The following is a 22,909-nucleotide window of genomic DNA, read 5'->3' as shown; positions in this document are numbered from 1 at the left end:
AGCCCTGATCCATGACCACACCTAGAGCGCCCACGCTCAGGGGTGGAGTCGCTCTGGCAGGGTGGAGAGCCGTGAGTACCGACGAGCAGCATCTGGTTCCGGCCTCGCGCCGCCGCGGCGGCCTGGCCGCCACCCGCGGTGGCCTGGCCGCCACCCGCGGTGGCCTGGCCGCCATCCGCGGTGGCCACCAAGAAAGTGAGCGGTCGTTCTTCTGCCGGATCTGCCAGCGCGCCGAGCGCGGGGTATGGGTGCCGGCGGCCTGGTATCTCCTGGAGCGCGCGCCGGGCGGCAAGGGCCGCCACATCCGCCTCGGCTTGTACTGCAGCGTGGCTTGCCTGGTGTGTGCCGGGGAGATGCTGGAGGCCGGGGCGGCCGAGCACGCCGCCCGGATGGACCTGCCCACCGAAGAAGACCGGCGCCGCGAACGCGCCCGCGTCGTCGAGGTCGCCCAGATGAGGAGAGCGCCCTGCCGCTGCCCCAGATCCCGCTCGACGACTCGCGTATCCTGGGCCTGGCCAAGGCTCACCAGCAGCTCGCCCCACGACAGGCGCTCGCCCCGACCTGGGAGGAGCTGACTGACAAGGAGCGAGAGGGCTCCCCTTCCCGATGCCCGGACGCCACTCCGCGTCCGAACCCCAGGCGAAATCCCGGGCACGCCTACCTCGCCACCCTCGGCCACTACGTCCGCCTCGGCGCAGACACAGCCGAACGCATCACTCGCGAAGACGACCCGCCAACCGCCGCTGCTGACCGCAACGGACTTATTTCGTTACCGGCAGGCCTTTCACTGGGGGATGCCCATCACCACTGAGCGCGCCCAGCAGGCGCAACCCGTCCTCGGTGGAACTCCCGGGTGCCGCGGACAGCACCAGCAACTCCATGCCCGATTCATCCGGCAGCGCGAAGTTCTCCTGGTGCAGTTCCAACAATCCGACCAGCGGGTGCCGGTACGCCTTGCGTCCATGTGTGCGGGCGCGTACGTCCGCGCGGGCCCAGAGGCGGCGGAAGCGCTTGCTGCCCATCGCCAGCTCGCCGATAAGCGAGGCCAGGCCCGGGTCGTCGGGGTACTTCCCGGCCGCCAGGCGCAGGTGCCCGACCACGTCGAGGGTGCATTTCTCCCAGTCGGCATACAGGCCGCGCTCGTCCTCATCGAGGAAGATGTGCCGGGCGGTGTTCAAGCCCGGCATCTCCCGACCGTAGAGGAGCCCGGCGAGGCGGTTCCCGGCGGCCACGTCCAGCCGGCGGTCCATGATCAGGGCGGGCGCGTCGGTGACCAGGTCGAGTACGCGAAGCAGCTCCGGCCGCAGGCGCCCGCTGGGCGACTTGGCGCGGCGGCGGCGCTGCCGGGCGAGCCGGTACAGGTGCCCGCGTTCGGTCTCGTCGAGGCCGAGGACGCGGGCGAGCGCGTCGAGGACCTGTTCGGAGGGCTGGGTGGCGCGGCCCTGCTCCAGGCGTACGTAGTAGTCGACGCTGACTCCGGACAGGTGCGCGACCTCTTCGCGGCGCAGTCCTTCGACGCGGCGGCGGCTGTCGGCGGGGATGCCGACGGCCACTGGGTCGACCCGGGAGCGCCGGGTGCGCAGGAAGCCCGCGAGATCATCCATGTCCCCAGTATGGCTCCGGTAACGCACGTGAAGGTGGTCCTGCTGTTACCAGGAAGTCCCGTCCGATGGAAGAGGCGCCCCTGAATGACGAGGCCTCGGCGGCCCGAGCATCTATGGCGACACACCTCTTTGAAGGGAACAGCCATGAAGACGCTCATTGTCTACGCCCACCCCGAGCCGCGTTCGCTGAACGGCTCTTTGAAGGACCTCGCCGTGTCCACTCTCGAAGCCGCCGGGCACGAGGTGCGGGTGAGCGACCTGTACGCGATGAGCTGGAAGGCCGTGGTGGACGCGGCGGACTTCGGCGAGCACGCCACGAGCCCGCTGCGGGTGATACCGAGTTCGGCCGGGGCCTACGACGCCGGCGCGCTCACGCCCGACGTGGCGGCCGAGCAGGAGAAGCTCCTGTGGGCCGACACGGTGGTCTTCCAGTTCCCGATGTGGTGGTACACGATGCCGGCGATCCTCAAAGGCTGGGTGGACCGGGTGTTCTCCTTCCACTTCGCGTACGGCGTCGGAGTGCACGACGAGACCCGGTACGGCGAGCGTTTCGGTGAGGGGACGCTGCAGGGACGGCGGGCGATCCTGTCGGTGACCGTCGGGGGCCCGGAGTCCCACTACACCGATCGCGGGATCAACGGCCCGATCGAGGACCTGCTGTTCCCGATCCACCACGGGATCCTGTACTACCCGGGCGTGGAGGTGCTGCCGCCGTTCGTGCTGTACGGCACCGACCGGATGACCGACGAGGACTACCCGGACGTCGCCAAGGCCTGGGAGCAGCGCCTGCTCACCCTGGAGTCGACCGAGCCGATCGCGTTCCGGCGCCAGAACTTCGGTGACTACGAGATCCCGTCACTGCGGTTGAAGGAGGGCCTAGAAGTGCCGGGCCGCAAGGGTTTCGGCCTGCACGTGCGGGGTTAGCCGCCGGCGAGAGACAGGACGAGCGACCACCCGCATCAGAACGGTCAGTAACGATAACCCGAACTCCGACGGCTCGCTGACGTCACTGGCCGTTCGGTTGCTGCTCAACCCCCGACCACCTGCTGGGCCTGCTGGACCGCCTGGTCGACGCCGGCAACACGGTCATCGTCATCGAGCACCACCAGGCGGTGATGGCGCACGCCGACTGGATTATCGACCCCGGTCCGGGAGCCGGCCACGACGGCGGCCAGATCGTCTTCACCGGCACCCCCGCCGAGCTCATCGACTCCGGCAAGTCCCTCACAGCGCAGCACCTGCGCATGTACGTGGACCAGGAGTAGGAGCGTGCTCCCCGGTCACACGTCCGGCGTGACCGGAGGAGCGCCTTCGTCACGCGCGCCCGGGCCATGGTGTTCGCCTACCTGGCTAAGGAGTTGCGCAGCGCAGCAGCAGTAAAGCGGGGTCCGGTAGGAACGGAACGGTAAGCCCGGGTCGGTGTCACATCCGTTGACAAGATCACCGCGAGCTGTTGTGTCACCAGGCACAACGGCCGTGTTTCCAGAAGCTCTTCGTGGGTCCTGCGCTAGAGGCTCGGCGGCGAACGCGTCAGCAGGCAGCGCCTCCAGCTGCTGGCTCCCACGCTCAGTCCTTCGCGCGTGATGCGCTCGGCTCCTCCTTCGTCTACGGCGGCCGCAACGCGGGCCTGCAGTGCGTTCGTTACCTCCTCGTCCGCCTCATCCGCCTCGTCGGCTTCGAGACCTGACCCCGCCGCCGCGACTCACATTCACTTGCGCGGCCGTGTAAATGTTGTCAACCTGGCCGACATTTCTCAGGAGCCCCCGGGTAACAACGCGCTGCGAGCATGCGCGACATGCGGGCCACCGAGACGCACTGCCCCTACTGCGCTCTGCAGTGCGGGATCACGCTGACCACGGAGAATGGGGCGGTCCGCCTGGGCCCGACCGACTTTCCGGTCAACCGGGGCGGGCTGTGCGTGAAAGGCTGGACGGCCGCCGAGCTGCTCCACCACCCCGACCGGCTGGTCACCCCGCTGGTCCGCGAGGTGCCCGGTGACCGTAGGAGCCCCCTGCGGGAGGCCGGCTGGGACGAGGCGCTCACGCTGGTCGCCGACACGATCAGGGCCACACAGCGGCGCTACGGCCCTGACAGCGTCGGCGCCTTCGGCGGGGGCGGGCTGACCAACGAGAAGGCGTACACGCTCGGCAAGTTCGTCCGGGTGGCGCTGCGGTCGTCGGCGATCGACTACAACGGCCGGTTCTGCATGTCGTCGGCGGCCACCGCGGCCAACCGCGCGCTCGGGGTGGACCGGGGGCTGCCGTTCCCGGTGGCGGACATCGCCGAGGCCCGGACCGTGCTGCTGGCCGGCGCCAACCCGGCGGACGCAATGCCGCCGTCCATGCAGTACCTGCACGCGGGGCGGGCCGCCGGTGCCAAGCACATCGTGGTGGACCCGCGCAGGACGGCCACCGCGGCTGACGCGTACCTGCACCTGCAACCGCTGCCCGGCACGGACCTAGCGCTGGCCAACGGCCTGCTGCACATAGCGATCCGCGAGGGCCTGATCGACGACGCCTACATCCGAGACCGGACCACCGGCTTCGAGGCCGTCCGCGCGGCGACCAATCCGTACTGGCCGGGCCGGGTGGAGCGGATGACGGGGGTAGCTGAGGCGAGCCTGCGCGAGACGGCCCGGCTGCTGGCCGGCGGCGGCCCGGCGATGATCCTCACCGCGCGCGGCGCCGAGCAGCACAGCAACGGCACGGACACGGCCCAGGCATACCTGAATCTGGCCCTGGCCCTCGGCCTGGTCGGCAGGCCGTACTCCGGGTACGGGACGATCACCGGGCAGGGCAACGGGCAGGGCGGCCGCGAGCACGGGCAGAAGGCGGACCAGCTGCCCGGCTACCGGCGGCTGGACGATCCGGCCGCGCGGGCGCACGTCGCCGCCGTGTGGGGCGTCGACCCGGACGAGCTGCCGCGGCCGGGCAGGTCCGCGTACGAGATGCTCGACCGTCTCGGCACCGACGGCGGAGTCCGGGTGCTGCTCGTGCTAGCCAGCAACATCGTCGTCTCGGCGCCGGACGCCAACCGGGTCGCCGACCGGCTGAACGCCCTGGACCTGCTGGTCGTCTCGGACATCTTCCTGTCCGAGACCGCGGCCATGGCCGACGTCGTGCTTCCGACCGCCCAGTGGGCCGAGGAGGAGGGCACGATGACCAACCTGGAGGGTCGCGTGCTGCGCCGCAAGCGGGCCCTGCCGCCGCCGCCCGGGGTCCGCACCGACCTGGAGACGCTGACCGACCTGGCCGGGCTGCTGGGCCGGGGACGGTACTTCAGCGCGGATCCGCGCACCGTCTTCGAGGAGCTGCGGCGGGCCAGCGCGGGCGGGATCGCCGACTACGCGGGCATCAGCTACGAGCGGATCGAGGCGGAGCAGGGCGTATTCTGGCCCTGTCCGGCCGACGACCATCCCGGTACGCCGCGGCTGTTAGCCGACCGTTTCCCCACGCCCGACGGCCGGGCCCGATTCGTCCGCGTCGAGCACCGCGACCCGGACGAGCTGCCGGACCGCGACTACCCGTACGTGCTGACCACCGGCCGCAATATGCAGCAGTACCAGAGCGGCAACCAGACCAGGCGGGTGAGCGCCCTGGCCGACGCCCTGCCGGGACCACGCGCCGAGATGCACCCCGATCTGGCCCGCCGGCACGGCGTCGCGGACGGCGACATGGTGGAGTTGCGCAGCCGCCGCGGCCGGGCGGTGTTCCGGGCCAGGCTCGATCCCGGCATCCGGCCGGACACCGTCTTCGCCCCCTTCCACTGGGTCGGCGCCAACCTGCTCACCAATCCGGCCCTGGACCCGCACTCCAAGATGCCCGCGTTCAAGGCGTGCGCGGTCGCGATCGCCCCCATCGACGAAGGGACCAGACAAGTGCACTCCACACCCCGCTTCCTGCAAGGCGTGTTCACCTTCGAGGGCAAGGGACTCGACCAGCCGGTGCCGGTCGACGGCGCGCTCAGCTACGTCGTACCGGCCGGGACCGTCGCCCAGGCGGTCTACTTTCGCGGCGGCAACTCCAGCGACGAGCTGATCTGTGTGGTGCTGATGCGCGACGGCAAGCCGATGCGCTGGTTCCCGATCGGCGCGAAGTCCGACGTGCACATCCCGCTGCGCGTCGTCGAGGACCTCGATTCCGGCACGGCCGTGGAGCTCTACCTCTCCGCTCCGCCAGGGGTCGCCGGGATGGTCGTGGCCGATCTGGGCCTGATGGAGGTCTGATGAGGCGGCGACTCGTGGTCATCGGCAACGGGATGGCCGGCGCCCGCACCGTCGAGGAGATCCTGGCCCGCGGCGGCGGCGATCAGTTCACCATCACGATGTTCGGCGACGAACCGTACGGTAACTACAACCGGATCATGCTGTCCAACGTTCTGGCCGGCGTCGAGGAGGAGTCCGGGATCTTCCTCAACGACCTGGCGTGGTACGCGGCCAACGGCATCACTTTGCACTCCGGCCGCCGGATCGCCCGCATCGACAAGTACGCGAAGCGGGTGTACGCCGACGACGGCACCGTCACGCCGTACGACAAGCTGATCATCGCCACCGGCAGCCGCGCGCACGTCCCGCCGATCCCCGGGATCAGCCGGCCCGGCCGCGGCTTCCACCAGGGCGTCTTCGCGTTCCGCACGCTCGACGACACCCGCGCCATGATGCGCTACACCCGCGAGCACGAACGCGCCGTGGTGATCGGCGGCGGCCTGCTCGGCCTGGAGGCCGCGCGCGGCCTGCAAAACCACGTCAATCACGTGACGCTGGTGCACGCCGCCGGACATCTGATGAACGCGCAGCTCGACCCGCAGGCCGGCGAGATCCTGCGGCGCGGCGTCGAACGCCTCGGCATCGAGGTGATCACCGGCGCACGCACCACCGAGATCCTCGGCAAGCACGCGGTCACCGGCATCAAGCTCGCCGACGGCCGGCACATCCCGGGCGACGTGGTGGTGGTCGCCGCCGGCATCCGGGCCAACGTCGAGGTCGCGGAGATCAGCGGGCTGGAGGTCGAGCGCGGCGTCGTCGTCGACGACCAGATGCGCTGCCTGGACGAGCCGGACATCTACGCCGTCGGCGAGTGCGTGCAGCACCGCGGCCAGACATACGGGCTGGTCGCGCCGCTGTGGGACCAGGCCAGAGTGCTGGCCGACCACATCACCGGACAAAACCCGCAGGCCGCCTACCACGGCTCGCGGGTCGCGACGAAACTCAAGGTGGCCGGCATCGACGTCGCGGCGATGGGCCTCAAGGAGCCGGAGCGAGAGGACGACGAGACGCTGGTCTTCAGCGAGCGAAAGAAAGGCGTCTACAAAAGCGTCATCATCCGAGACGGCCGACTGATCGGCGCCACCCTGATCGGCGACGTCAGGAAGGTCGCGTTCCTGATGCAGGCGTTCGACCGCGGGCTGCCGCTGCCGCAGGAACGGCTGGAGCTGATGTTCGACCTCGGCGCGCCGCCCGCCGAGGTGAGCGCCGCCGAGCTGGCCGACGACGCCCAGGTCTGCAACTGCAACGGCGTCTCCAAAGGCATGATCACGGCCTGCGTGGCCGACGGCGTCAAGACGGTCACCGGGGTGGTGGACCAGACCAGGGCCGGCAAGGGCTGCGGTACCTGCAAGGGCCTGGTCGCGCAGATCGTCGAGTGGGCTACCGGAGGAGCGATCGAGGAGGACCCCGCGGCCTCCTGGTACGTCCCCGGCGTGCCGATGCCCAAGCCGGAGCTGATGAGGGTCATCCGCGAGCGCGGGCTGAAGTCGGTCTCGGCGGTGTTCGCCACGCTGGCGCCGGGCGGCGAGGAGGACGCCAGGAGCAAGATGGGCCTGGCGTCGCTGCTCAAGATGATGTGGGACGACGAGTACGTGGACGAGCGCGACGCCCGGTTCATCAACGACCGGGTGCACGCCAACATCCAGCGTGACGGGACGTTCTCCGTGGTGCCGCAGATGAAGGGTGGTGTCACCACTCCGGCCCAGCTGCGCAGGATCGCCGACGTCGCCGACAAGTACGGCGTGGCGATGGTGAAGCTGACCGGCGGCCAGCGCATCGACCTGCTCGGCGTCCCGAAGGAGAACCTGCCGGAGATCTGGGCCGACCTGGACATGCCGTCCGGGTACGCGTACGGCAAGAGCTTCCGCACGGTGAAGACCTGCGTGGGCTCGGAATTCTGCCGCTTCGGAGTGGGCGACTCGACCGCGCTCGGCATCGCCATCGAGGAGCGCTACCAGGGCGTCGAGGGGCCAGGCAAGATGAAGCTGGCCGTCACCGGCTGTCCGCGCAACTGCGCCGAGGCGTACGTCAAGGACCTGGGTGTGGTGGCCATCGACGGCGGCAAGTGGGAGATCTACGTCGGCGGCGCGGCCGGGGCCCACGTGCGCAAGGGCGACCTGCTGGCCACCGTCGGCTCCGCCGACGAAGTGATCACGCTGACCGGGCGGTTCCTCCAGTACTACCGGGAGAACGCCAACTGGCTCGAACGCACGTACGCGTTCGTCCCGAGGGTCGGCATCGAGCAAATCCGCCAGATCGTCGTGGACGACTCCGACGGCATCGCCGCCGATCTGGACGCCGCGATGGCGAGAACCGTGGCGGCCTACCGGGATCCGTGGCGGGAACGGGCCGCGCCGGTCACCCCCGGACAGTTCCGCCCATCGCTGCCACTGATCGAGCAGCCCAGGGTGCCGGTGCGAGAACCTGTACCGGTCGGCACTCCAGGGCCGGTGGTGCCGGCGGTCGGCTCGGCGGTGGCCGGCCCATCGTCCTCGCCGGAACGGGAGGCGTGATGGCCGACATGAGGACCGGGCACCGGCTCGGGCCACTGGATGAGATCCCGGTCGGCGAGGGCCGGGCGTACGCCGTGGGGGACCTCATGATCGCCGTCTTCCGGCTCCGCGACGGCGGTGTCCGTGCGGTGTCCGCCGTGTGCCCGCACGCTGGCGGCCCGCTCGCCGACGGGCTGGCCGACGGGCGGCTCGTGGTCTGCCCGCTGCACCAGCACACCTTCGACCTCGGCACCGGGTGCTCCACCACCGGGCAGCCGCCGCTCACGGTCTACCCAGTCCGCGTGGATACCGACGACCAACTCGTACTGGAGATATGACCTGTGCCCGTACCGAGCCGCTACATCTGCCCGGCGGCCGAGACCTCCCTGTCGTCGGCGCGGTCGGTGCGGTCGGTGCGGTCGGCACGGTCGGCACGGTCGGCCATCATGGGGGTGCCACCGGTCGCACGCGCCGGCCTTCACCGCAGCCGCCACCCGCCTGCTGGCCACCGGCACGACGGTGCGCGGCAAAGAGAGCGGGACCAGTAAGGCGACCGCGCGGTCGACAGCCGCCGCAGCGCTGCCGGCCCGCCCCGATGCGGCGTGACGGTGCCGGCAGCGGACGCAGGTAGCGGTCAGAAGTCGTCGTCGAGCGCCACCTCGGACAGGAACGCGTTGCCTACTGCTTCGTCTTGAACGTCCTGGATGGCCCGCTCCTTGGCTGCCCGGGCGGAGCTTGCGAAGGAACGCGCCGGACGGCCTAGCGCGCGCATTGCCGCCAACCCGACCCGTGTCAGCCCCCCGCGATCAACGCCTCGATCCGTTCCAGCTCAGGGTCACGCAGACCGACCGTGTCAGTGGTCCAGAACGCCTCGGGATAGATCAGCCGACCAACCATCCACGGCCGGTACGACGCAAGGAGCACCACCTGAAATCCTGGAACCGGGACGCGCGTCGAGGGCGGCTCGAACCCAAGGGCACAGGCAAGGCTGAACCCGCGGCGTCCGTAGTATTCCGGGCTGCCCTCGAGGAAGACGGCTGGCGCACCCTGACCTTCGGCGGTCTCCAGCGCCGCCGCGACCAACGCGGTCCCGACACCGCGGCCTTGGCGGTCGGGGCGTACCGACAGCGGGGACAGCACCAGCACCTCAACCAGCTCGCGTCGAGCGTCCACCCAGCTGCGTGAGAGGCCCACGTGCCCGACTACCTGCTTGTCGTCGACAGCGACCAAGCTCGCCCGGGCCGCCCCGCCGGCCTCCAGTGCTCGCATCATCTGCACAACGCGCCCGTCCGGCGCCTCGCCGAACGCCGCCGCGACGACCTCATCGGCAGCCAGCTCTTCGGCAGGCATCACACTACGGATCTCCATGGGCGCGACCTTAGGTGTCGACGGTCCGCGGCGCACCGCATTTAACGGTCGGCGCGGTCGGCCGTCACGCTGGCCTGCCAGTAGGAGTGGAACGGCCAACCGGGCTTAGTGTCACATGTTTTGACGCCATGGGCCTGACCAGGGCAGGCTTGCCCGATGGCGGATTCTGAGGGTGTGGCGTTCCTGCGTGCTGATGTTGATCGTTTTTGCCGGGAGATCGCTGATCTCGCGCCCGCGCTGCGGCTGCGGCGGCTGTCGGAGCTGCGCGCGATGCTGGAGGAAGTGACCGGCGCGGCGCTGATGGTGGCGATGGCGGACGCGCGAGGTGAGGGATGGGGCCTGCGCAAGATCGGCACGAGCGCCGGGATCTCGCATGAGCAGGTACGCCGGATGCTCGCCGAGGGCCGTCCAGCCCGGGAGCATCCGGCGCGCTGAGCGCGAGGGGGCTACTCGGCGGGCGGGGGTGTGCGCAGCAGCCGCAACTGCCCGTCGCGGACCAGCTCGGGCAGGGAGAAACCGTAGCGGCCCAGCATGTTGAAATGCTCAAACCCCAGAGGTGAGAGTCGGGCGATGTCGGCGGCGGAGATCTTCTTACCCTCGGCTCGCATTTCTTCCAGAGCCCGAGCGGTGTAGACCGTGTTCCACAGAATGCAGACGTTGGTCATAAAGCCCAAAGCGCCGAGTTGGTCCTCCTGACCTTCTTTGTACTTCTGCCGGAGTTCGCCTTTTTGGCCGTGGAAGATCTGCGGGCCAAGGTGTGGCGGGATTCTTGCCGGTTGAGCTGGGTGTTGACCCGGCGGCGCAGCAGCTCGTCGTCGTAGTAGCTGGCCAGGTAGGTGGAGCGATCGAGCTTGCCCAGATCCATCAGGGCGCGCCCGATGGGGGTGGGGGTGCCGCCGCCGGCGAAGTAGCGGAACAGCTCGCTGGCCTTGACCGCGCCGGTGAGCACCAGGTGGTCCTTGCCGTCTTCGTTCTTGGCCAGGCGGACCCAGTCGTTGCGGCCGTCGTCTTCGCCGGACAGCCCGGCGGCCAGTTGGCGGTAGGCGAAGTCGAGGGTGGCGGCCCAGCGCTCCACGTCGGTGCCGGGCTGCGGGGACAGGTTCAGCTCATCGCAGATGCGGGGGCGGGCCCGCTCCCATTCGGCGCCTTTCAGCAGCCCGGCGGTGGGGTCGCCCCACTTGCGCAGGCCCGGCACGAACACCTCGTGGCGGCGCAGCGATTCGCGCAGCCGCTCGACGGCCGCCACGGTGTAGGCGTGCCGGTTGAAGGTGCCCGCGTGCTCGCCGCGTTTGGGGAAGACGCGCCGGTGCCAGGCCGAGGTCAGCACGTCTGCGGGAACCTCGGCGGGGTCGATGTCGGTGCGGCGGCGCTCGATCGCTTTGAGGAAGTCCAGCGCCTGCAGCACCTCATGGCCGCGCCGCACGCCCTGACCGGCGACCTCGGCGGCGCCGGCGTCGAAGTCGAGGTGCTTGAGCAGCTTGGGCAGGAACCGTCGTACGGTGGCGTAGCGCTGCAGCAGTTCTTCTTGAAAGTCCTCGTCCGGTTCGCGGGCGATGTCGCCGATGACGTCGGCGGCGGCGTGGATGGCGGCCAGGTCCATCTCATCGAGGGCGGCGCGGATGTCGCCGTCGGGGATTTCGGCGACGGAGCGGATCTTCAGCCACACCTCGCGCAGCACGATCGCCGCGGTGTCGAGGTCTTTGAGGGTGCGCATCCGCTCCTTGTTCGCTTTGAACGCCGAGGTGCGCAGCAGGTCGCCGACCGCCAGGTCGAACACCTCGACCGCCTCGTCGGCCGACTGCGGGCCCATGGTCGCGGCGAAGGCGACCAGGGTGGCGAGTTTGCGGTCGCCGGCCAGTTCGGCGACGGCCTGGGCGCGGGCGGCGTGCGCGAAGCGGGCCAGTGCGGCGATCTTGCCGGGCGGCACCGCGCTCAGGTCCCAGTCGGCCGCGCCCAGGTCGCGCAGTTCCACGTGCCGATCCAGGGCTTTGACCAGGCCGGTGCCGCTGACGTCGGTGGGGTTTTACGCAGCCGGTCCAGCCGGGAGACGCGCCGGCCCTGCTCGACCTTGACCAGGTTCTCCAGCACGGCGGCCTGGTTGGGGCTGGGGGCGGCGGCCAGCAGCGCGTACTGGCGGGCGGCGACACGCTCGCGCAGCGCGGCGATCAGCCGCTCCAAGGTGGTGACGCCGGGCAGCAGGATCTTCGCCTCCACCAGGCGGTGGGTGGCCAGGTCGAACAGCACGATCGGGCGCTCGCCGGTCGTCCAGGCCCGCTTGTAGAGCCAGCAGGCCAGCGCGAACCACTGCTCGCCCGCGAAGGCGGTGTCGCCGTAGCTGCTGCGGATCTGCTCTTGATGATCCCAGCGGGCCTCCTTGCTGCCGTACCCCTTCAGGTCGGCGGCCTGCAGGCCGAGCTGCTCGGCGACGTAGTCGACCACCGCGGCGGGAACGTCCTCGGGATCGTCCAGGAAGCAGTTCAAGAACCGCGCTGTGCCCGGTTGCACAGCCCAGCCAAGCTGGTTGCGGACGCCGTTGGCGGCCATCGCCCGGCGCCGGTCGTCGGCATCGAGGTGGAAGAAGGCGCCCAGCTAGGCGATGTCGGGAACGGCATTGAAGACGCCGTAACGGCTACGTTGCTTGGCGGACAGGAAACTGACCGGCATGAAAAGGTGCCTCCAGGCATGCGAGGGCGCCCCCACTTCGCACGCCGCGGTGGGGCGCCCTCGGATATCAGCAGCGGTCAGGTCAGATGATCGACGTGACCGATTACGTGCTGAATTGTGCCAGCCTGGCGCCAGTCATGATCAGGACGTTGCGTACGTGAACGCCGTTGCCGTCTGAGCTTAAGTCGGTTAGCGCTTGGCCGGCCAGCCACGTCGACGAAGGTGATGTGGCTGAGTGTCGTGCTGGCAACCCCAGTGGAGGTCAGCGTCTGGCCTCAGACAGGCGGGGGAAAAGCAGTCGGGCGTTGCGGTGGCCGATGTCGGTGGTGTCCTGGGCGGGATTTTGGAGGTGGCCGTTGAAGTAGGCAACGGCGGGTTCGGGGACGAAGGGCCAGTCACTGGCGTACAGCACATGTCCCGGTTTGGCGAAGGCTAGCAGCGAGGGCAGCGCGGCCGGGCTGGCGGACAGGGCGGTGTCGAAGTAGAAGCCGGCGAAGTCATCCAGGATCTGGTTCAGGTCCCGGCCGGTCTCGGCGAAGACGGCCAGGGCCAAGCGGTGCGCCGCGTACGGAACGAAGCCGCCGGCGTGCGCCAGGATGAACCTGATGTGCGGGAAGCGCCGCGCCACATCGCGGCGCACCAGGTTGAAGGCGGCGCGAGTGGTGTCGAGCAGGAAGTCGGCGGCGAAGGGCGGGATGCTCGGAACGGCCGGTCCGGGCAGGTCGGCGGGGTGCACGAGGACCACGGCGGCGCGGTCGTCCAGCGTCGTCATGAGCGGGTCCAGGGCTGGGTCGCCCAGGTAGAGGCCACGGCTGTTGGCCAGCAGGATCACCCCGTCGGCGGCCAGGTCGTCCAGCGCGTACGCCGCCTCGGCCACGGCGGCGTCCACGTCGGGCAGGGTGAGCGTGGCGAACAGCCCGAACCTGCCCGGGTAGGCCTCGGCCAGCCCGGCGCCGAACTCGTTCATGGCGCGCGCCATGGCTGAGGCGTCGGCGCCGTCGCCCAGATGCACGCCGGGCGTGCTGACGGACAGGATCGCGGTGGCGATGCCCTGGCGGTCCATCAGCTCCAGCGCCAGCGACGGGCTCCATTCGGGCAGCTCGCGGCCGCCGGGAGCGTGCACCCCGTTCCCGCGCAGCCAGCGTGCGTAGTCGGCGGGGATCATGTGCTGTTGGACGTCGATGTATCCGCTCATGCGGGTTCTTGTCCCTCTTCCTGTCGATGCTGCGCGCCGGGGCGTCGCAGCAGCCGGTCGGCCTGATGGAGGACGGCCTCCAGGTACTGGCGCGTGACGGCGGGGTCGGCTGGTGTGTCCGGATCGATGAGCATGCGGTACATGGCCGCGCCGACGACCATGTCGATCACGGTGTCAAGGTCGGCGTCCTCAGCCAGTAGCCCGTCGCGGCGGGCGCGCTCCAGCGCGGTGTGGATCAGCTGGCGGCGGGGCTGGATGTACTGTTCGCGGTAGGTGGCAAGGAGCGACGGCTGGGTGACGCTGGAGCCGATGAGCTGGGCGAGGATCGCCCGGAAGCGGGCGTCGCCGAAGGTGTGCACCCAGGAGTCCATGAGCCGCTGGTCGACCGGCTGCGCCGCGGCGTCGGTGGTGGCCCAGATGTCGGCCTCGGGGGCGAGGGTGCGGGCCTGCTCGATCGCCTGGGTGAGCAGTTCCTCCTTCGACGACCAGCGCCGGTAGATGGTGACCTTGGCCACGCCGGCGCGCTTGGCGATCTGCTCGAAGTTCGCGCCCTCCAGGCCGCGTTCCACGAACAGCTCCAGCGCCGCCTGCATGATCGCCTCGTCGGCCTCGGGGTCGCGCGGCCTGCCCCTGGTGCGCCGCGGAGAGGTCATCGGAACTCCACCCGCCCCACTCCCGTGCCGGACGCCGGCGGAACGAAGCGGGGGGTGTGCCCAGCCTGCAGCCGCCAGTCAGGGGTGAGGGCGGTCTGCATGTGCGTGCGCAGCTCCAGCAGCCCCGCTTCGCCGGGGACCCCGTTGGCGAACGCGGAGGTGACCAGGTCGAACTGGTAACGGGTGTTGTCGTGAGCGAACAGCGGCACGGTGCCGGGGTCGGAGGCCAGCAGGTTCTGGATGCGCCGGGCGGCCTCGATCTGGTGGATGGTGTCGGCGCCGCCGAGGGTCGTCTGGCGGACCTGCTCGACGGCCAGGTGGGGCAGGGTGTAAAGGGTGTCGCCCACGAACAGCACGCTGCCGGTGTCCAGGTGCAGCAGCACGCACATGTGGCCGGGTGAGTGGCCGGGGGTGGGCAGCAGGATGAGGCTGCCGTCGCCGAAGTGGTCCTGGCTGTCGGGGAAGGCGCCGAAGGCGCCGGAGCCGAAGGAGGGGAAGGAGAGGTTGCTCTTGACCAGGTCGAAGGAGTATGGGTAGAGCACGCCGTGGTCCCAGTCGCGGCGGTCCAGCACCACCGTCGCCTGGGGCAGGTAGCGCAGCCCTCCGGCGTGATCGTCGTGGACGTGCGTGAGGAACACGGTGGTGATCTCCTTGGCGTCGTAGCCGAGCCGGGCCAAGTGGACCCGCAGATCCTGCCCGGGGGTCATCCGGTACTCGTCGCGCTGGGTCAGCAGGCGCGAGACCATATGGTTGTGGTCGTAGTACCCGTCGTGATCGTGGGCCTGTTCCCAGTTGACGCCGGTGTCGACCAGCATGAGGCCGTGCCGGGGGTGGTCGATGAGGTAGGCGTAGACGGGTACCGCGATCTGCGTCTTGTCGACCAGGGTGCGCAGGTAGCCGTTCACCCCTTCCCAGCCGTCCAGACCGCCGTAGAACTGGCCGTAGGTGACGATGGTGTCGCCAGTGTGAATCGGGAACACCCGCACGATGTCGTCGGCGATCCGCCGCCGCGCGCCCGCGGCGCGCACGGCCGCCTGCCGCTCCTGCTCGCCCCGCGCCAGCACCTCCCGGCGCTGCCGATCCACCCGGTCGACGGACAGCCCGCTCAGCACGGCCAGCGTCAGCCCCGCGCCCCCCGCCAGGAAGGCCCGCCTGCTCTGCCGACCGCCCCGGCCGGCCGCCGCCCGGCGTCCGCGCAGGACGGAGGCCGCCGCCCATGCCAGGCATCCCGCAGCGGCCAGGGCGAGCAGCACCGGCAGGTCCGTGAAGTAGTAGACGACCGCCAGGTAGAGCCCCAGCGTACCTAGGCCGACCGGAACCCCGAGGAACGCCAGCACCCGGCGCCGCGTGGCTCGCCGGCCGAGCACACTCGGCCACAGCAGCCCCACCACCAATCCAGCCAGCAGCAGCCCATAGGCCGCCAGCAGCGGCACCGGCACGTCCTTCAATCGCAGGACGACCAACCAGACAGTGCCGACCGCGAGGGCAGAAACGAGTAACCCGATCTTGCTCAGGGTCTTCAGCATCCGGCCACCTCATTTCATAAACGCATACGGATGCGTTTGCATAATAGCCTAGCCCTGATCATCTCCCGCCGCAGTTCTGGTTTCACACCGCCAGACCCTGGCGACATTGACTCCGCAGTGGTTCCTGCCGCCGAACCTCCAGGCAGGCCGGCCATGCCTTCCACAATCTCTTCTCGGAAACGATCCATTCCCGGAGCAAGATCAAAAAGGGTGGTCCAGAGATCGCGAAGTCCTGAATCGGTTCGCAGAACCCGTTCTCACGCAAAGATGGGTTCGGAGTACTTCTGAGAATCGTTTGTGACAGCATCCGCAGACATGGCCGTCCCTCAAGAGACTGTCCCGAGCGACACCGACGACATCGAGCGTCACCCCTGCCCGCGCTGCACGGCCGAGCCCGGCTCGCCGTGCCGCGCGCGCTCCGGCGCGGTCGCCGGCACCTACCACACCGGCCGCTTCACCAAGGTGGGCCGCCTGGCCAAGCTCCTGCGCGTGCCCACACCCGCCGACCGTGGACCCGGCCAGCCGTGGCGCCCCGGCACCCCGGTCCCGCCCGCCCTCGCGCCGGACACCCCGACCGCCGACATCCGCATCGGCTACGCACGGTGTAGCTCGCTCACTCAGGAGCTGCAATCGCAACTGGACGCGCTGTCAGCGCACGGCATCGGCTGCGAGAAGATCTTCTCCGAGAAGATCAGCACGCGGGTGCGCGTCCGGCCCCAGTTCGAAGCCGCGCTCGCGCTGGCCCGCCAGATCAAGGCCCACGCCCCGCACTGCCGGGTCATCTTCACCGTCTACGAGATGAAGCGCCTGGGCCGCGACGCCGCCGAACTCACCGCCCTCGCCGACCACCTCACCGCCTACGGCCTGGTCCTGGAGATGCTCGCCGGACCCCTGCCCGGCATGTACGACCCCAGCGGGCCCGGCCGCCCGCTATTCGCCTTCTTCGCGGCGATGGCCGAGACCGAGCGCGAGAACATCCGCGAGTCGACCCTCGAAGGACTCGGCGCAGCGGCCCGCAAAGGCAAGCATGGCGGCCGGCCACCCGTCATCACCGACGACATGCTGCACACCGTGCTCCGGCGCCGCGCGAACGGCGAGTCGGTCGAGCAGATCCAGCCCGACCTGATCATCCCCACCGGCAAGCGCAAGGGTCAGGCCCCCAGCGTCGCGAGCATCTACCGCGCGCTCGCCGAGCACGAGAAGCAGGAGGCCTACCCCGAGGCCGTCACCCAGGCGCACGCCGATTTCGCCGGCATCCACGACGCCGACGACATCCCTCGCCCCCGTCGAGCCCGCATCCGGCGCCCGGACGATCCGCTCACCCCCGAGGAAGCCGAGCTTCGACAGCCTCTGCAGGACCAGGTCCTGCATCCTGCCCATCGGGCCGACCCAGGCGGAGGATCAGGAACTACCCCGCAAACGCTGTGAGCAGCCGCTCGCGCTGCGCCTCCTCAAGTCCGCCGACGCGTCGCTTCACCTCGACCCCGCACGTCTCACCTCGACCCCGCACGTCTCACCTCGACCCCGCACGTCGCCAACAACGCGGCGACCTTCGCCGGTTCACCACGTTCTCCCGTGATCAGATCACGTTCCTCGTCCAGGATCGTCCAGTGCTCGACCAGTTCGTCGATGTCTGTCGGAGTGCGCGCCATGACCGCTCAGCATCAACGAAACAGGCAACAAAACAAGATCATCCTGGTTTGGGGCTCATGACGGCGTTCTTACCGGCACCCCATGTTGCGGCACGGCGGTCGCCCGAATCTGTAACTCCAGGAGATGTGCTCCCGGACCAGACCCTGTGACACAGAATTTGCATTACCTGTCACACTGGCCTCGCGAGCCGAACAGAGGCCCAGCTCGCTGGAGACCGAGCCAGTCCCGACTCGCAACGTTATGTGTCACATCAGCGCGGGAGGCCACTCGTGGCGGTTGTGCCGTTCCCCGCCCCGCCCGCCGAGACCATCGGTGGCGAAAGCGTCGCGGCCGCCATTGACCGCTACCTCGACTCCGTCCAGACTGCCACGACCCGGGCCAGCTACGCCGAGACTCTCGCCCGGCTCACCGCACTCGCCGGGGATCGACCCGCCGGCGCGCTCGCGCCCGACGACTACACCGCGGTGATGGAGCGGTGGGGCGGCGCCGCGGCCGCGACCTGGAACCGACACCTGTCCGCGCTCACCTCCTTCACGACCTGGGCCGGACGCCAGGAGATCCTCACCACCAATCCCGCTCGCCGCCTGGAGCGCCGCAAGAGCGCCCGGCGCGGCGACCGCTCGATCCCGCGCGCTCGCCTGGACAAGCTGTTCACCGACGACCGGCACCGTCTGCGCGAGCGAGTGCTGTGGCGGATGCTGTATGAGACCGCCGCCCGCGCCGAAGAACTCCTGTTCCTCAACATCGAGGATCTGGACCTGGAGTTCCGGCGCGGCCGTGTCCGCTCCAAGGGCGGCGCGATCGAGTACGTCCACTGGGCCACCGGCATCGCCCGTCTCCTGCCCCGGCTGCTGCGCGGCCGTACCCGCGGCCCGGTCTTCCTTACCGACCGGCGCGCCCCTACCTCCGGGCTGCGCACCCCGGCAGTCGCCGACATCTGCCCCGAGACCGGACGCGGCCGGCTGTCCTACCCGCGCGCCGAGCACCTCTTCAAGACGGCGACCGCCGCCCTCGATCCGCACAAGAACGGCTGGACGCTCCACCAACTACGACACAGCGCACTCCAGCATCTGGCCGCCGACGGCCGCACCGCTCCCGAGCTCCAAGCCAAATCCCGCCATCAGCACCTCGCCGGCCTCGGCCGTTACGTCCAACTCGGCGAACAGATCTCCGCCCAGGTCACCGCCGACACCGACCCCGCCGCACGCCGCAAACTCCGCTGACCCGCATCGGAACGGTGGATGGCGGCAACTCCACCCGAGTCCACTCGCTAACGCCACTGGCCGTTCCGTTGTCGCTCAAGGCCCGACGAGCACCGGATAGCCCTGGGCGCGTACACCGGCCGCTGCCGTCAAAGCTCCGCATACCGATGCGACAAGTATCTCCCTACGGAGGCGGGACGCGGCGCGGTGTCGGCACAGGCGTTCTCCGGCGTCGGGCGGTCGCCGCGGCGGAAGGGGCGAGCGTCTCAGGGGCGCTCAGGGAAGTTCTCGTGAGGCGTGGTGTCACCCGGCTCCTCGGTCGACGGGGCCTGCGGGGGTGTCCGAAGGGTGAGGAGGCGACTGATCGTCTGCTGGGCGGTGGCTTCGCGCTGTTCGGCGGCCTGGGCGCGGTGTTCGGCCCGTTCCAGTGCCTGCCGCAGGGCTTCCAGCCGGGTGTCGGCCACCGCGGTCGCGGTCTGTGCCTGGTCGCGCTGGGCCTGGGTTCGCCGCAGGTCCGCACGTTCGGTGGCGAGCTCCTCCTTTAGGCGGGCGAGCTGCGCGGTGAGTTCCTCGCGTACGCGGCCGGTCTCGGCGCGGGCCGCCTCGGCTTCGCGGTGGGCCTTCTCCCGGGCGTCCTCGGCGCGCTCGGCGCGACCGGCGGTGGTGTTCAGGTCGGTACGCGCCTGATCGAGGTCGGCGGTGCGGTCGGCCAGGGCGTTTTCCAAGGTGGCGGTCCGGCGGTCGTGTTCTGCGGCCGCGGTGGCGGCCTGGCGGCGCTCGGCCTCCAGGACCGCCTGCAGGGCGTCGCGCTCGGAGGTGATCCGCCGGACTGCGCGTTCGGCGGCGGCGGCGCGCTCGGCGGCCGCGGTGGCGTCCTGCTGGGCGCGGGCCCGGGCGGATTCGTGCTCGCCGGCCGTGCGCCAGGCCGCGCGTTCGGACTCCTCGGCCCGCTGTTGCGCCGCGGCTGCCTTCTCCACGGCCTTCTCACCTGCGGCGATGGCGGCCTCGGCGCTGTCGTGGGCGGCGACGGCGCGCCGGTCGGCGGCGGTGACGCGTTCGGTGGCGCGCTGCTCGGCGGCCGCCGCGGCGGCGCGGGCCTCTTCGGCGGCCTGTTCGGCGGCGTCGATCTGGGTGAGCGCGCCGGTGGTCGCGGCGGTCAGCGCCTCGGTGAAGGCGGCCAGCTGGGCGCTCCACTGCTCGCCCGCGCTCAGCAGATCGCCGTTCAGCGCGCCGGTGCGGCGCAGCGCTTCGACGACCACCGGGGTGTGAGCCGCGGTGCGGGCGCGGTGCGCGGCGGCGCGGCAGGCGTCCCCGCAGTACAGGGCCGGACGGCCGCTGCGGCGGCCACCGCGGCCCAGCGGCTCGAGCCGGTTGGCACACCCCGAACGGGCGCACATACGCCCCGCATCGGCATCGTCCGGGCTCGCCTCGTGGGCCGGAACGGTCTCGGGCGCGGAGGAAGGGTCGTCGCTCACTCGCAAAGCGTAGCATCGTACCGTTCGCAAACGATCGAGTTTTCGTTCGTTCGAAACGAAATCTGAAAGGCGGGTGTAATCCAAGCAGGCTTTCGATAACTTTCCTTATCGCAATCCTTGGCTTGTAGGACAATTCCATCTTTAGAGAGATTGCTGCAAATCTTCACTGGGATGTCAGTAGAAATCTGCATGAGGTGTCAGTACGCAGGTCAGAGGCACTTTTCGGCTGTTGGTGATCGTCTGTAGGGATCTTGCTCCGAGGCCGCGCCGCCGCCGGAGGCGTCGGCGGGCTACAGGTCGCAGCGTTGCGCAGGATGTGTGGTCGCGCTGATGAGCGTGGACGTAACGAACCACGGCCCAGATGGCTTGCCTTGAGAATGCGGCGGGGCTCGCCGCTACGCCGGACGCAGAGGTTCTTTAACTGCCCGCAGGTCGGCCAACTGACGCAGCACAGGCCCCTGGACCACTGACATCACTGACGTTTCCGGAGCGGCGCGACGAGGAGAAGGCCGCTCTGAGCCGGGGGTTCGTCACCTGTTGTCAGTGAGAATCGTCATCAGGATGTCAGTGGCGCCTCCGGTGAGCATTTGACTCGATATGACCAGATGCCGGTCGTCGTCACCAATGCGGTCGCCCTGGGCCGTTCACCAGGTCTCGCCCGGCCAAGACTCACCGGTGAACGGTGGCCGGGCATTGTGTGGTCTGATCGTCGGTGGTCTCGGTGTCGGCTGCGCCACCGGAATGCGGCCCTCCGGCTCTCCTGTCCCTGCCCCTCGATGTCATGCCGATGGGCGGATCGGTGCACTCTGACCTGCGGTGATGCGGTCGGGTACGGCTTCATCGCTCCTGTTCGGGCTCTGCGGCGCCGGGTGCGGGGTGCGCCCGCAACTGCCCGATTTGGGTTCGCAGCTCCCCCACCTCGGCGTACAGGGCGTCGTAGCGAGCCTTGAGGTCCTCTCGCTGGCCGCGCAGCTCGGTGAGCAGGTCCTGGGCGGCCTCGTGCAGCGTCTGGAGGCGAACCAGTTCGGTGGCGCGGGCCTCAGCGTGCTGCCGGGCGGCCTCCAGATCGGCGCGCAGACGTTGGGTCTGCTCGTCGTGGCGCTGGCGCACTTTCTCCAGGTCAGCGTGGGTGGCCAGGGTCTCCTCGCGCGCTGTAGCGGCCTCAGCGGCGGCGGTGGCCAGTTGCAGCGTCAGGGCTGCGGCCCGGTCGCTGTGCTCGCTCAGCTGGGTGCGTAGTTGGGCGTTGGTTGCTGGCTGTCGTGCAGCTGGCGGCCGCGTTCTGCGAGGTTGTCCTCCAGTGCCGTCCGGGCGGCCTGCAGCTGCTGGTTGTCGGTGCGCAGCGCGCGCAGCTGATTGGCCTGATCGGCGGTCACGGCTTCGGCGAGCTCGACGGCCTTCTTGGCGTCGCCGAGCTTTTCGCCGAGTTCGAGCACGTCGGCGCGGGTCTTTTCCCCGATGCGTTCCAGGTCGGCGCGGGCGGTGTGCTCGCGCTCTTCGGCCAGTCGCTGGGCCTGTTCGGCCTCGCGCGTCCGGCGCTCGGCATTGATGCGGGCGCGGTCGGCGGCCGCGGCCTGCTCGCGATCTCGCGCACCCCCGCACGCTGGGCCTTGAGCAGTGCGATTTCCTCGCGTTCCGCGAACGACAGGTACCGGCCTGAGGGCGGGCTGAGCTGGATGAGCGGCATGCCGCCACTCTTGCGAAACCACCGGGAACCGACCGGGCCCGACACGCCGCACGCGACTGCCGCGTCCTCGCTGGTTAACCCCTCCGCGATCTTTATCCAGAACGCCCGTTCCACGTTCCGGTGAATCGGAGGCCGCCCCGGCGAACGCATCGCCGAACGCCCTGTCGCCGCGGTGGCCCAACCCTCTGGCCGTCCCATCCAACACCTCCACGATCAAGGTGTTGCGACGACCAATTGAATCCACCCAATATACGGCGATTCGCTTCACACAGCGCCTGGCCGACGTCGGCATCGCGCCCTCCACCGGCAGCGTGGGCGACAGCTTCGACAACGCCCTGGCCGAGAACCTCTGGTCCACGATCAAGGTCGAGCTGGTCTACCGCAACACCTGGGCCACCCGCGAGGAAGCCGACACAGCCCTGTTCCGTTACATCGACGGGTGGTACAACCCCCGCCGCATCCAGAAGCGACTGGGCGGACTCTCCCCGGACGAGTACGAGGCCGCCTGGTACACCCAGCAACACGATCTACCCGACACCATCAGCAGCCACACCGAGCTGACTCAAACCACATAGGAAGCACTCCGGGAAACCGGGGGAACCTCAGCTCCGACTCGGCAGCGTTATGTGTCACATCAGCGCAGGAGGCCACTCGTGGCGGTTGTGCCGTTCCCCGCCCCGCCCGCCGAGACCATCGGCGGCGAGAGCGTCGCGGCCGCCATCGACCGCTACCTCAACTCCGTCCAAATCGCCACGACCCGGGCCAGCTACGCCGAAACCCTTGCCCGGCTCACCGCACTCGCCGGGGATCGACCCGCCGGCGCGCTCGCGCCCGACGACTACACCGCGGTGACGGAGCGGTGGGCAGGCGCCGCGGCCGCGACCTGGAACCGGCACCTGTCCGCGCTCACCTCCTTCACGACCTGGGCCGGACTTCCTGATCTTCAGATGGAGTGAGCCTCGAAGCCACACGACGGCTCCGCAGAGACGAAGACCCGCGAGGTAGCTTTCGAGGGTCTTGTCGAAGCGAAGGCCCGCCCGCGCCACTCCTCAATGCGATCGACGCAGCATTCACTGGATCATGACCGGCCGGGCGGCCAGCCGTGAGAACCGCAGTTCTCACGGCTGGC

At 69.8% G+C, this 22,909-nt stretch carries 21 protein-coding genes and 3 pseudogenes; 12 read left to right on the top strand and 12 right to left on the bottom strand.

The features are described 5' to 3' along the window. Window positions 1-71 precede the first annotated feature (71 nt). The gene (locus AB0F88_RS43045; RefSeq protein WP_362697995.1) at window positions 72-575 is read left to right on the top strand and encodes a hypothetical protein; all 504 of its coding nucleotides are present in this window, start codon (window positions 72-74) and stop codon (window positions 573-575) included. 186 nt (window positions 576-761) lie between these two features. Here the strand turns inward: AB0F88_RS43045 and AB0F88_RS43040 are convergent, their stop codons facing one another. Then, on the bottom strand, window positions 762-1,604 hold the full coding sequence (locus AB0F88_RS43040) for a helix-turn-helix transcriptional regulator (protein ID WP_362697992.1): 843 nt from the start codon (window positions 1,602-1,604) through the stop codon (window positions 762-764). Between the two features lie 144 nt (window positions 1,605-1,748). Between AB0F88_RS43040 and AB0F88_RS43035 the strand changes: the two genes are divergently transcribed. The 5 genes and pseudogenes from AB0F88_RS43035 to AB0F88_RS43015 all read left to right on the top strand — a co-directional run bounded on the left by AB0F88_RS43035 (window position 1,749) and on the right by AB0F88_RS43015 (window position 8,698). Continuing rightward, on the top strand, window positions 1,749-2,528 hold the full coding sequence (locus tag AB0F88_RS43035) for an NAD(P)H-dependent oxidoreductase (RefSeq protein ID WP_362697989.1): 780 nt from the start codon (window positions 1,749-1,751) through the stop codon (window positions 2,526-2,528). Between the two features lie 119 nt (window positions 2,529-2,647). Next, window positions 2,648-2,869, top strand: a pseudogene (locus AB0F88_RS43030) (hypothetical protein); the annotation flags it as partial. A 530-nt stretch (window positions 2,870-3,399) separates the two neighbouring features. After that, window positions 3,400-5,466 (top strand): annotated as a pseudogene (locus AB0F88_RS43025) (molybdopterin oxidoreductase family protein); the annotation flags it as partial. A 362-nt stretch (window positions 5,467-5,828) separates the two neighbouring features. After that, window positions 5,829-8,381, top strand: a complete 2,553-nt coding sequence (gene nirB, locus AB0F88_RS43020) for a nitrite reductase large subunit NirB (protein ID WP_362697986.1) — start codon at window positions 5,829-5,831, stop codon at window positions 8,379-8,381. Further along, a complete protein-coding gene (locus tag AB0F88_RS43015; protein ID WP_362697983.1) occupies window positions 8,381-8,698 on the top strand; it encodes a Rieske (2Fe-2S) protein in 318 nt (105 codons plus the stop codon). Before nirB ends, AB0F88_RS43015 begins: the two co-directional genes overlap by 1 nt. Window positions 8,699-9,152: 454 nt before the next feature. On the opposite strand, the gene AB0F88_RS43010 is transcribed toward AB0F88_RS43015, so the two are convergent. Beyond that, the gene (locus AB0F88_RS43010) at window positions 9,153-9,728 is read right to left on the bottom strand and encodes an N-acetyltransferase (protein ID WP_362697980.1); all 576 of its coding nucleotides are present in this window, start codon (window positions 9,726-9,728) and stop codon (window positions 9,153-9,155) included. A 174-nt stretch (window positions 9,729-9,902) separates the two neighbouring features. On the opposite strand from AB0F88_RS43010, the gene AB0F88_RS43005 reads away from it, so the two are divergent. Next, window positions 9,903-10,163, top strand: a complete 261-nt coding sequence (locus AB0F88_RS43005) for a hypothetical protein (RefSeq protein ID WP_362697977.1) — start codon at window positions 9,903-9,905, stop codon at window positions 10,161-10,163. A gap of 11 nt (window positions 10,164-10,174) precedes the next feature. On the opposite strand, the gene AB0F88_RS43000 is transcribed toward AB0F88_RS43005, so the two are convergent. From AB0F88_RS43000 to AB0F88_RS42975, 6 genes are all read right to left on the bottom strand, one after another. Beyond that, window positions 10,175-10,471, bottom strand: coding sequence for a Tn3 family transposase (locus tag AB0F88_RS43000; protein WP_362698027.1), 297 nt, complete (start codon window positions 10,469-10,471; stop codon window positions 10,175-10,177). Next, the gene (locus AB0F88_RS42995) at window positions 10,390-11,700 is read right to left on the bottom strand and encodes a Tn3 family transposase (protein ID WP_362697974.1); all 1,311 of its coding nucleotides are present in this window, start codon (window positions 11,698-11,700) and stop codon (window positions 10,390-10,392) included. Before AB0F88_RS42995 ends, AB0F88_RS43000 begins: the two co-directional genes overlap by 82 nt. After that, window positions 11,661-12,317, bottom strand: a complete 657-nt coding sequence (locus AB0F88_RS42990) for a DUF4158 domain-containing protein (RefSeq protein ID WP_362698024.1) — start codon at window positions 12,315-12,317, stop codon at window positions 11,661-11,663. Before AB0F88_RS42990 ends, AB0F88_RS42995 begins: the two co-directional genes overlap by 40 nt. A 337-nt stretch (window positions 12,318-12,654) precedes the next feature. Continuing rightward, window positions 12,655-13,587: an amidohydrolase family protein gene (locus tag AB0F88_RS42985; protein WP_362697971.1), complete on the bottom strand. Its 933-nt coding sequence runs from the start codon at window positions 13,585-13,587 to the stop codon at window positions 12,655-12,657. After that, window positions 13,584-14,240, bottom strand: coding sequence for a TetR/AcrR family transcriptional regulator (locus tag AB0F88_RS42980; protein ID WP_362697968.1), 657 nt, complete (start codon window positions 14,238-14,240; stop codon window positions 13,584-13,586). Before AB0F88_RS42980 ends, AB0F88_RS42985 begins: the two co-directional genes overlap by 4 nt. Then, window positions 14,237-15,766: an N-acyl homoserine lactonase family protein gene (locus AB0F88_RS42975; protein WP_362697965.1), complete on the bottom strand. Its 1,530-nt coding sequence runs from the start codon at window positions 15,764-15,766 to the stop codon at window positions 14,237-14,239. The genes AB0F88_RS42980 and AB0F88_RS42975 overlap by 4 nt, the downstream gene beginning before the upstream one ends. A 315-nt stretch (window positions 15,767-16,081) precedes the next feature. Here AB0F88_RS42975 and AB0F88_RS42970 point away from each other — a divergent pair, with 315 nt between their 5' ends. Then, on the top strand, window positions 16,082-17,194 hold the full coding sequence (locus tag AB0F88_RS42970) for a recombinase family protein (protein ID WP_362697962.1): 1,113 nt from the start codon (window positions 16,082-16,084) through the stop codon (window positions 17,192-17,194). Window positions 17,195-17,259: 65 nt separating this feature from the next. Here AB0F88_RS42970 and AB0F88_RS42965 read toward each other — a convergent pair whose 3' ends face one another. Continuing rightward, window positions 17,260-17,418, bottom strand: a complete 159-nt coding sequence (locus AB0F88_RS42965) for a hypothetical protein (RefSeq protein WP_362697959.1) — start codon at window positions 17,416-17,418, stop codon at window positions 17,260-17,262. Between the two features lie 270 nt (window positions 17,419-17,688). On the opposite strand from AB0F88_RS42965, the gene AB0F88_RS42960 reads away from it, so the two are divergent. After that, entirely contained in the window at window positions 17,689-18,642 is a 954-nt protein-coding gene (locus AB0F88_RS42960) for a tyrosine-type recombinase/integrase (RefSeq protein ID WP_362697956.1), read from the top strand. 245 nt (window positions 18,643-18,887) lie between these two features. Here the strand turns inward: AB0F88_RS42960 and AB0F88_RS42955 are convergent, their stop codons facing one another. After that, on the bottom strand, window positions 18,888-20,096 hold the full coding sequence (locus AB0F88_RS42955; protein ID WP_362697954.1) for a hypothetical protein: 1,209 nt from the start codon (window positions 20,094-20,096) through the stop codon (window positions 18,888-18,890). An 876-nt stretch (window positions 20,097-20,972) separates the two neighbouring features. Between AB0F88_RS42955 and AB0F88_RS42950 the strand changes: the two genes are divergently transcribed. Continuing rightward, window positions 20,973-21,332 (top strand): hypothetical protein, encoded by a 360-nt coding sequence (locus tag AB0F88_RS42950; RefSeq protein WP_362697951.1) that lies wholly within the window; start codon window positions 20,973-20,975, stop codon window positions 21,330-21,332. On the opposite strand, the gene AB0F88_RS42945 is transcribed toward AB0F88_RS42950, so the two are convergent. Together AB0F88_RS42945 and AB0F88_RS42940 are read right to left on the bottom strand one after the other, a co-directional pair. Beyond that, window positions 21,317-21,529: a hypothetical protein gene (locus tag AB0F88_RS42945; protein ID WP_362697948.1), complete on the bottom strand. Its 213-nt coding sequence runs from the start codon at window positions 21,527-21,529 to the stop codon at window positions 21,317-21,319. The genes AB0F88_RS42950 and AB0F88_RS42945 overlap by 16 nt on opposite strands. A gap of 137 nt (window positions 21,530-21,666) precedes the next feature. After that, window positions 21,667-21,978: pseudogene (locus tag AB0F88_RS42940) on the bottom strand (helix-turn-helix domain-containing protein); the annotation flags it as partial. 23 nt (window positions 21,979-22,001) lie between these two features. Between AB0F88_RS42940 and AB0F88_RS42935 the strand changes: the two are divergent. Then, window positions 22,002-22,355 carry an IS3 family transposase gene (locus AB0F88_RS42935; RefSeq protein WP_362697945.1) on the top strand — a complete coding sequence of 118 codons (354 nt, stop codon included), beginning with the start codon at window positions 22,002-22,004 and terminating at the stop codon, window positions 22,353-22,355. Between the two features lie 78 nt (window positions 22,356-22,433). Next, window positions 22,434-22,736, top strand: a complete 303-nt coding sequence (locus tag AB0F88_RS42930) for a hypothetical protein (protein ID WP_362697942.1) — start codon at window positions 22,434-22,436, stop codon at window positions 22,734-22,736. Window positions 22,737-22,909 lie beyond the last annotated feature (173 nt).

Origin of the sequence: Streptosporangium sp. NPDC023963, from assembly GCF_040639135.1 — a bacterium.
Lineage (GTDB): Bacteria > Actinomycetota > Actinomycetes > Streptosporangiales > Streptosporangiaceae > Streptosporangium.
Note: the sequence above shows the minus strand (reverse complement) of the source record. Positions and strands in the feature narration are given on the sequence as shown.

Bases quoted from the DNA above. Each gene is read 5' to 3' on its own strand.
- AB0F88_RS43040 (WP_362697992.1), bottom strand. From the start codon at position 1,604: ATGGATGATCTCGCGGGCTTCCTGCGCACCCGGCGCTCCCGGGTCGAC.
- AB0F88_RS43035 (WP_362697989.1), top strand. From the start codon at position 1,749: ATGAAGACGCTCATTGTCTACGCCCACCCCGAGCCGCGTTCGCTGAAC.
- nirB (WP_362697986.1), top strand. From the start codon at position 5,829: ATGAGGCGGCGACTCGTGGTCATCGGCAACGGGATGGCCGGCGCCCGC.
- AB0F88_RS43015 (WP_362697983.1), top strand. From the start codon at position 8,381: ATGGCCGACATGAGGACCGGGCACCGGCTCGGGCCACTGGATGAGATC.
- AB0F88_RS43010 (WP_362697980.1), bottom strand. From the start codon at position 9,728: ATGGAGATCCGTAGTGTGATGCCTGCCGAAGAGCTGGCTGCCGATGAG.
- AB0F88_RS42985 (WP_362697971.1), bottom strand. From the start codon at position 13,587: ATGAGCGGATACATCGACGTCCAACAGCACATGATCCCCGCCGACTAC.
- AB0F88_RS42980 (WP_362697968.1), bottom strand. From the start codon at position 14,240: ATGACCTCTCCGCGGCGCACCAGGGGCAGGCCGCGCGACCCCGAGGCC.
- AB0F88_RS42975 (WP_362697965.1), bottom strand. From the start codon at position 15,766: ATGCTGAAGACCCTGAGCAAGATCGGGTTACTCGTTTCTGCCCTCGCG.
- AB0F88_RS42970 (WP_362697962.1), top strand. From the start codon at position 16,082: ATGGCCGTCCCTCAAGAGACTGTCCCGAGCGACACCGACGACATCGAG.
- AB0F88_RS42965 (WP_362697959.1), bottom strand. From the start codon at position 17,418: ATGGCGCGCACTCCGACAGACATCGACGAACTGGTCGAGCACTGGACG.